Here is an 8,836-nt window from a genome sequence, read left to right on the forward strand (position 1 = left end):
TTTGGTATAAATTACTGGATTACTACCATTTTTTTCGTTTCTTTATACCTGTCGGATGATAATTTTACAAAATATACTCCCTTGCCGTAATCTTTCGAGTCTATTGTCTCTTTATAACTTCCCGCCAATACATTCCCATCAACTAATGTTTTTACACATTTCCCCGTAATATCATAAATCTTTACCGAAACACTCGCTTCTTTCGGGACATCATAACAAATAGTAGTTATCCCAATAAACGGGTTTTGCCCTATTTTTATATTTGATTTTTGATCACCGCCGAGGCGGGATGTCGCTTCGCTCCATTTTTCTTCTATTCCTATCGGCGTTCCATAATGATATCCTAAATCAACCCACCCCGTATCAGGCTTGCCGTCAGTGGTATTCCCGCCCAGAAATCCAAACTCATTATTAACAATATAATCCCCACAACCTGAAACATTTTGCTGGTAATAATTTCCTGATGTTCCCGTTGTAAATCCCGGGTCAATGTTTATGTTATAAAAGCTGTCGCAGGGAATGCCGTTTCTGTTTGTGCCCCAGGAGAAATTTCCAACTCCCTGTGGAGCATTATAAAAATTATCAGGCGCATTGAGATAAAAACCGTTATATCCAATAAATACTTTACTGGAATCCAAACTGTCACAATATATCCCTCCTCCTGTTATTGATGCGCTGTCAAAGGCAATTATGTTATTTTTTATAATTATGGAGTCCTGTCCCGGAAAACAATAAATACCGCCACCATATCTACTGTTATAACCCCGGAGATAATTATTAACTATTGTATTATTGATTATCTCTACCGGACCGGCGCATAAAATCCCTGCTCCAAAACCTTCCGTCCACTTACCATCGCTTGTATAATTGCTATCTATAAGGTTATTAAAAATAACGGCTTTTATGCAATTGACACATTCAATTCCGCCTCCAAAAGGACTAGCTTCTATTGCAGAGTTGTAAGCTATAATATTATTCTTGATAGTTACCATTGTAGCTTCTGCATATATTCCGCCACCTCCATATGCATAATCAGACTTTTTCTTGTTTTTAGGACAGTCATCCGCATCAGCTATATTATCCCTTATTATGTTATTTTCAATCAAAGCCGACCCTCCTCCAACATATATACCTCCCCCCGCTGAAGAATCATTATAATAAAGCGCCTCTAAAACATTATTCCGAATAATGTTATTTCTTATAATCATATTTGAATTATAGGAATATATTCCACCCCCAAGAGTCCCATGTGAATTGCAATCACGTATGGTAAAACCATCAATTAGAGTTGTATCGGTTAAATTAACACATCTGATAACACTTCTGATATAATATGTCCCTCCGCTAATGATTGTGCTTCCCGGACCTTCTTCACTTTTGAGATGGACGCCTCCCTTCATATTTATACCGCCGGCGTAAGTCCCTTTTGAGACAAGTACCACATCTCCCGACACGGCAGAATCAATTCCTTCCTGAATTGTAGTATAGTCAGCCGGGATGTGAATTGTTTTCGCTTCAATATCCCCTGTAATAAAAATTATCAAAGACACAAAAAATAAATATTTCCTCATTTCTCCCCCTTTTATTTTAACTTTCAATTTTCTCTCTTCTTTGCGTCTTAGCGCCTTTGCGTGAGGCTATCTTTTTATCTGTTTTTCTTTTCCTACTTTAAACTCTAAATTGTCTTTTCTTTTTTGTGTTAATCTCCTGCAATTCTCTTTCAATCACTGTTAATTTTATTTTCTCTTTTGTCCTATTCTTTTATTTCATTAAAATTAATTTCTTCGTTTCTTTGAATGTGCCTGCGCTCAACTTCACAAAATAAACTCCCGATGCAAGACCTTTGGCGGAGAAGGTAACATTATAACTACCGGCGGGTTTCTGCTCGTTGACAAGTGTTTCGACACGGCGACCTGAAAGGTTACAAATCGTTAATTGTATATTTGTGTATTCCGGTAAAGAATAATGGATAATAGTGGTTTTGCGGAATGGATTTTGACTTGCCCTGAGCGTAGTCGAAGGGGTTTTAATATTTGAGTTTTCTTCTATCCCTATCATATCATATACTGCAAGGCCACCACCATTAGTCCCAATCCATATATTTCCCCCTTCTATCGCAAGAGCATTGATATAGTTATCAGGCAACCCGGAATTAGAGTTGTTGAACACCGTCCAGTTAGTGCCGTCAAACTTTGCAAGACCACCATTATTATTCAGAGTGCCAATCCATATATTATTCCCTTCTATTGTAAGAGCATTGACCCCGTTATAAGGCAAATCGGAATTTAAGGTGTTGAACACAGTCCATGCAGTGCCATCAAATTTCGCAATACCGCACCATGTGCCAATCCATACATTACTCTCTTCTATTGCAAGAGTATAGACACAGTTGTGAGGCAACCCGGAATTTGAAGCGTTGAACACAGTCCAGTTAGTGCCGTCAAACTTCGCAATGCCACCATAACCAGTACCAATCCAGATATTGTTTCCTTCTATTGCAATCGCACGGACATAGTTAGAAGGTAACCCGGAATTCAAGGTGTCATATATAGTCCAGTTTGTGCCGTCAAACTTCACAAGACCATCAGTACCAATCCAGATATTACTTCCTTCTATTACAAGAGTATTGACATAGTTAGAAGGCAACCCGGAATTTGAGGTGTCATACACAGTCCAGTTAGTCCCGTCAAACTTTGCAAGTCCATACCCCCAGGCGCCAATCCATATATTACTTCCTTTTATTGCAATCGCACGGACATTGTTAAAAGGTAAACCGGAATTTGAAGTGTCATACACAGTCCAGTTAGTCCCATAAAATTTTGCAAGCCCACCATACTCAGTACCAATCCAGATATTACTCCCTTCTATCCCAAGAGCATTGACATAGTTATAAGGCAAACCGGAATTTGAGGTGCTGAATACTGTCCAATTTGTCCCGTCAAATTTCGCAAGTCCACTATTATAAGTACCAACCCAGATATTACTTTCTTCTATCGCAAGAGCCCGGACATAGTCACAAGGCAAACCGGAATTTGAGGAATTGAACCCCGTCCAGGTAGTTCCGTCAAACTTTGCAAAACCACCATAAGTTCCAATCCAGATATTACTCCCTTCTATACCAAGAGCCTGAACCCAGTTATATGGTAAACCGGAATTTGCGGAGTTGAACATAGTCCAGTTAGTGCCATCAAACTTTGTGAGACCTTCATAAGTTCCAATCCATATATTACTGTCTTCTATTGCAAGAGCACAGATATGATTATCTTGCAAACCTGAATTTGAGGAGTTAAAAACAGTCCATGTAGTACCATCATACTTCGCAAGACCACCATAAGTACCAACCCAGATACTACTCCCTTCTATTACAAGGGCATAGACAATGTCATAAGGCAAATCGGAATTTGAGGAGTTGAAAACAGTCCAATTAGTACCATCAAACTTTGCAAGTCCACCCGAAGTTCCAATCCAGATATTACTGTCTTCTATTGCAAGAGTCCGGGTACCATCATGGGGCAAGCCGGAATTTGAAGTGTTGAACACAGTCCATGTAGTCCCGTCAAATTTCGCAATACCACCACCAAAAGTGCCAATCCAGATATTACTTCCCTGTATTACAAGAGCACTGACATCGTTATAAGGCAACCCGGAATTTGCGTGGTTATAAAATGTCATTACCGCAGTAGTTTTGTTCATTTTTATGAGTCCACCTGTAGTGCCAACCCATAATTCATTGCCGCTATCAGCAACAGCCGTGACATATTGTCCGTTGGTATAATTGGTCCAGCCCGGGTATTGAGCATTTGCAGTTACTGTAACAAAGGCAGCAAATATTATTACTTGTAGTTTTATCATAATTTCTCCTTTTTTGTTTAGTTTATAATATTATTTCATTAAAATCAATTTCTTCGTTAGTTTGTAATTCCCGGTTGTTAGTCTCACAAAATATATCCCGTTCTTATGAATGTTCGGTGTAAACGTATAATTTCCTTTCCCTAATGCACCCAAATAAATAACCTCTTTCATCCTTCCGCATAAATCATATAATTTTATATCTGCTTCTATTGTATTCGGGACAGAGAGATAAATCTTTTCTTTTATAACTTTGAACTCGAAGCTTTCAACTTTTAACTCTTTACTTTTCTCTTCTGTCCCCATACATCCGCAGTTATTGGAATTACTGATATCGTCAAGTGCCCAGATAGCGCCAGGTAGAGTGCTTACTACTAATTCCACGCATCCATCATTATCTATATCCGCAATGGTTATATCGTGAACATCCTGAAGGAATTGTTTTTTCCACAGAAGTAAACCACTTTCTCCATTAAGACAATACAAAAAAGCGCCAGAGAGATTACCCAAATTAGGGACAAAAACTTCAAACTTATCATCCATATCAATATCAGCAATAGATATACCTCTATGAACCCCATATCCAGTCGTATAACTCCATCTTACTTCGCCAGTAATCCCATTCAAACAATAAACTTTATCATCCCAACCTCCGATTACCACTTCCATCGTATCATCATTGTTCACATCTGCTATTGCTGGAGCTGGAGAGGTGCTGAATAAAGCTCCTATTGGGTAGCTCCATTTTACTACCCCTGTTACTCCATTAAGACAATATGTTTTACCGCCTTCAATTATTGCTTCAAGAGTATCATCTTTATCAACATCTGCAATTGTAGGGGAAGATGTTACAATACTTTCCGTTGTATAACTCCATTTTACTACCCCTGTCATTCCATTTAGACAGTAAACCGTGCTGTCCTCACTTCCGATTACTACTTCCATATTACTATCCTTATCGATATCTGCTATCGCTGGCGCAGAAGAGCTTATATCACCTCTTGTCAAATAACTCCATTTTATTCCTCCCGTTATCCCATTTAAACAATAAACTTTATGATCCCAGCTTCCAATCGCTACTTCCATTGTATCATCTTTATCAATATCTGCAATTGTAGGGGAAGATGTTACCATACTTCCTATTATATAGCTCCATTTTACTACCCCTGTTCCCCCATTCAGACAATAAACTTTATCACTTCCAATCACAACTTCAAGCGTATCGTCTTTGTCTATATCAAAAATTGCAGAAGAAGTTCTTACATCTCCCCAGGATAAATAACTCCATTTTATTATCCCTGTTGTTCCATTAAAACAATAAATTTTATTATCCCAGCTTCCAATCACTACTTCCATTGTATCATCTTTATCAGCATCTGCTACCGTAGCGCCATAAGATTCTACTATATCCCCTGTTTTATATGACCATTTTACATCCGGCTCACTAAACATCGCACCCTTCATATATTGCAGATGCGTATTTTCAAGTGTTGCGCCGTATTTTGGCCAAGTGCCGAGGGCGTAGGTTTGTTGGAGAAGAAATAATGTTAATATAATTGTCATTTTCCTATTTCATCAGTATAAGTTTCTTAGTTGTGCTGAAATTGCTGGCGGTTAGCTTCACAAAATATATTCCTGCTTTTAGTTCTTTTGCATTTAGGGTTGTGGTATAAGTTCCGGCGGGTTTGGATTCGTTGACAAGTGTTTTCACACATCGTCCCGATAGGTCATAGAGCTTAAGCGTTAAGAGTTGAGAGTTACTTGTTGAGAGTTTCGGCAAGTAATAACTAATGATTGTTGACTGAATAAATGGGTTCCGAAGTATTTTCAATTGAGGATTGCTAATTGAGGAATTGGAATTTTCCTCTATTCCACTGAACGGATATAATTTACCATAAACGCGATATGTATTTACGGGTCTTTCATTTATATCGTGTGTAAACATCGAATAAGTAACAAGTATTTGACTGCCGGTTCCTTTTGCCAACGCAGGTAAACTTTTTTCTTTTTTGTCATCGGATATGCTGAAAACATTAATTGGGGTTCCGGTTTGACTTACCTGCGCTCCATAAATATTACAAAAGTCAATATAATTAGCATAATCCTGCCATACCACAAGATAATTTGTCCCATCAAATGCGACTTTTGGAAAATATTGTTCGCTTGTTCCTCCACTATATATAAGAGTGCCGGATGGGCTAAGTACCTGTCCGGAAGTATTTATGCGGGTTCCATAAATGTCATACTTTTCTGAGCGATTATCTTCCCATACAACAAAATAGTTTGTTCCGTCAAAAGTAATTGAAGGGTACATTTGATTAAAGGATGCAGTTGAAATAGCAATCCCTGTCGGGTCAAGAACTATGCCTGATTTGCTTATGCGGGTTCCGTAAATGTTATCGTAATCACTTCTCTCCTCACCCCAAACTACGAAATAATTATTTCCGTCAAATGCAACACTCGGTCCTCCTTTGTCTCCGGAATTAGTGCATATAGGAATTTCTGTTGTATCAAGGAGTATCCCTGATTTACTGACTCTTGCACCATAAATATCGCTTCCTGCAAATACTACAAGGTAATTTGTATCTCCGAATGCAACTGCCGTAGACCACCAACGCCCACATCCGATGTCCGATATAAATATTCCTGCCGTATCAATGACATTTCCTGATTGTCCTACTCTTGCTCCATAGGTGCCGCTATATCCTGTTCGGCTATCGTTCCAGACTACGAAATAATTATTTCCGTCAAAGGCGATTGAAGGAAAAAATTGGTTGCCGGGTGCCGTAGAAATAGGAATTCCAAGAGGGTCAAGTATTGCACCCGATGAAGAAATTCTGGTCCCATATATATCAAAATTCTTCTCCTCTCCATTATCATTACGGTCATCTTCCCATACCACAAGATAATTTGTTCCGTCGAATGCAGCTGCAGGGAAATTTTGATTATTTGCAGATTTAGAGAATTTAATTCCTGTTGTATCAAGGATTTCTCCTAATTTATTTATCTGTTTGCCATAAATGTCTTCCTGCAGCGCGTTTCCACTTGACCATACTACGATATGATTTACTCCATTAAATGCAACGGCAGGGTATTCAGCTCCCTTTAGAGTATTGGAAATATTAATTTCTGTCGTGTCGAGTATTGCTCCTGTCTGGCTTACCCGGGTTCCATAAATATCATAATAAGTATTATGTTGTTGTTCCCATACTACAAGATAATTTGTTCCGTCGAATGTAATTGCCGGATAAAATTTAGTATGATTTGTATCGGGAGAAACACTAAATCCTGCCGTATCCAGCGCCACCCCGTTTTCATTTATAAATCTGCCATAAATATTACCTGTGTATCCCCATACTACGAACCAATTTGTCCCGTCAGAGACAACGTTAGGCGTATACCCCCATCCCATAGTAGAAATATCAATTCCCTGAGTATCCATCACCGTCCCATTTTGCGAGACCCGTGCTCCATAAATACCGGAAATAGTTGAACTATCACGGTAATCTTCCCACGCTACCAGATAAGCATCCTTATTAAATGCAACCTTAGGGTTCCCTTGTAGATTTTTTGCGGTACATATAGCAATAGCCGTTGTATCCAGTAATATTCCTGCCTCATTCATCCTTTTACCATAAATATCATAAGTGTCCGCTCCTCTATCTGACCAAACTACAATATAATTTGTTCCGTCCGACGCAACTGCAGAGGAGTGGATACCGTCGGTCGAGGTTGCAACTATTATATTATTTGTATCCAGTAATATTCCGGATTTGCTTATGCGGGTTCCATAAATATTTTGACAGTCTGTCCAGACAACAAGATAATTTCCACCATTAAATGTAACAGCAGGCGAACCTTCATAATATTGAGTGGTAGCAATAGCAATTCCTGCGGGGTCAAGTATTTCACCGGTCTGACTTACCCGGGTTCCATAAATGTCTTCCTCGTTTGAATCTACGCGCCGGTCTTGCCATACTATAAGGCAGTTTGTTCCGTCAGATGCAATAATCGGGGCTCGTTGGTTTTCTAATGCCGTTACATAGGTAACGTTTGTATCAATTATGAATTCACCTGTGGTTAACGAGTCTTTCCCTTTATTTTCATATCTAAAATTATTCATTTTAATAGTGTTCTCGTAAGAATTCAGATTTTTTATTCTTCTGAATTCTTCTCCGTATTTACCTCTGGCATAAAGCTTCAATCCTGAGTTTTTTCCTTCAAAGGCAACTTCCCCGTATTCGGATTTATAAACTACTCTGCCGCCATTGATTTCAGGCTTCCCTTTTACAGGGATAAAAACATCCTTTGTACCATTTTTCTTTTCATTAACTTTTAATAAAATACCATTTTCTTCAAAAGATGCTTCATATGATTTATCTTTAATTACAGTTTTCCAATTTTTATATACCGGGTAGTGCGAAACTTTTTCAATTACTTCAACTGCGTTGAAAGGTTTAGACATATTCTGAATATTTTCTATCCCACCGACATATGTTGCGCACGAAGCTAAAAGCGAATTAATTATTACAAAATTTCTCAATAATTCTTTCTTTTTCATAATCCCTCCTATAAACCTTAAAACATTCTCTGTTATTTTATCAATATTAATTTCTTCGTTTCTTTGAATGTACCTGCGCTCAACTTCACAAAATAAATCCCTGTTTTTAGTTCGTTTGCATTTAAAGTTGTGGAATAAGAGCCTGCGGGTTTGAGTTCGTTGATGAGAGTCTTAACACAACTCCCTGAAATGTCATAAACACTTAATATAACTTGAGCTCTAACGGATAGGAAATACTTTATAACTGTTGACTTAATAAATGGATTCTGGGAGATTTCAAGTGAAGCGACATCCAAATATGGCGATAAGTTTTCTTCTATTCCCACATAACCTAATGAGTCAGTCTTTATAAGATATACATTTGCAGAATCCGGTGTGCCTGTACCGAAAGAGTACGTATATCCTGCAACTATATAACCTTTATCC

General features: G+C 38.3%; 5 protein-coding genes. All 5 read right to left on the reverse strand.

Annotated features, from left to right (window positions below):
- Nucleotides 1–11: 11 nt before the first annotated feature.
- Complete coding sequence (locus WC614_12120) at nucleotides 12–1,571, reverse strand: T9SS type A sorting domain-containing protein (protein MFA5033749.1); 1,560 nt, start codon at nucleotides 1,569–1,571, stop codon at nucleotides 12–14.
- A gap of 190 nt (nucleotides 1,572–1,761) precedes the next feature.
- Nucleotides 1,762–3,852, reverse strand: a complete 2,091-nt coding sequence (locus WC614_12125) for a two-component regulator propeller domain-containing protein (protein MFA5033750.1) — start codon at nucleotides 3,850–3,852, stop codon at nucleotides 1,762–1,764.
- A 30-nt stretch (nucleotides 3,853–3,882) separates the two neighbouring features.
- A complete protein-coding gene (locus WC614_12130) occupies nucleotides 3,883–5,412 on the reverse strand; it encodes a PQQ-binding-like beta-propeller repeat protein (GenBank protein ID MFA5033751.1) in 1,530 nt (509 codons plus the stop codon).
- 4 nt (nucleotides 5,413–5,416) lie between these two features.
- Nucleotides 5,417–8,410, reverse strand: a complete 2,994-nt coding sequence (locus WC614_12135) for a T9SS type A sorting domain-containing protein (protein MFA5033752.1) — start codon at nucleotides 8,408–8,410, stop codon at nucleotides 5,417–5,419.
- 32 nt (nucleotides 8,411–8,442) lie between these two features.
- Nucleotides 8,443–8,836, reverse strand: a 394-nt coding sequence (locus WC614_12140; protein ID MFA5033753.1) for a T9SS type A sorting domain-containing protein, incomplete at its 5' end; no start/stop codon positions are given.

Source organism: bacterium, from assembly GCA_041649255.1.
Classification (GTDB): domain Bacteria; phylum Hydrothermota; class UBA3073; order JACQXS01; family JAQTXJ01; genus JAQTXJ01.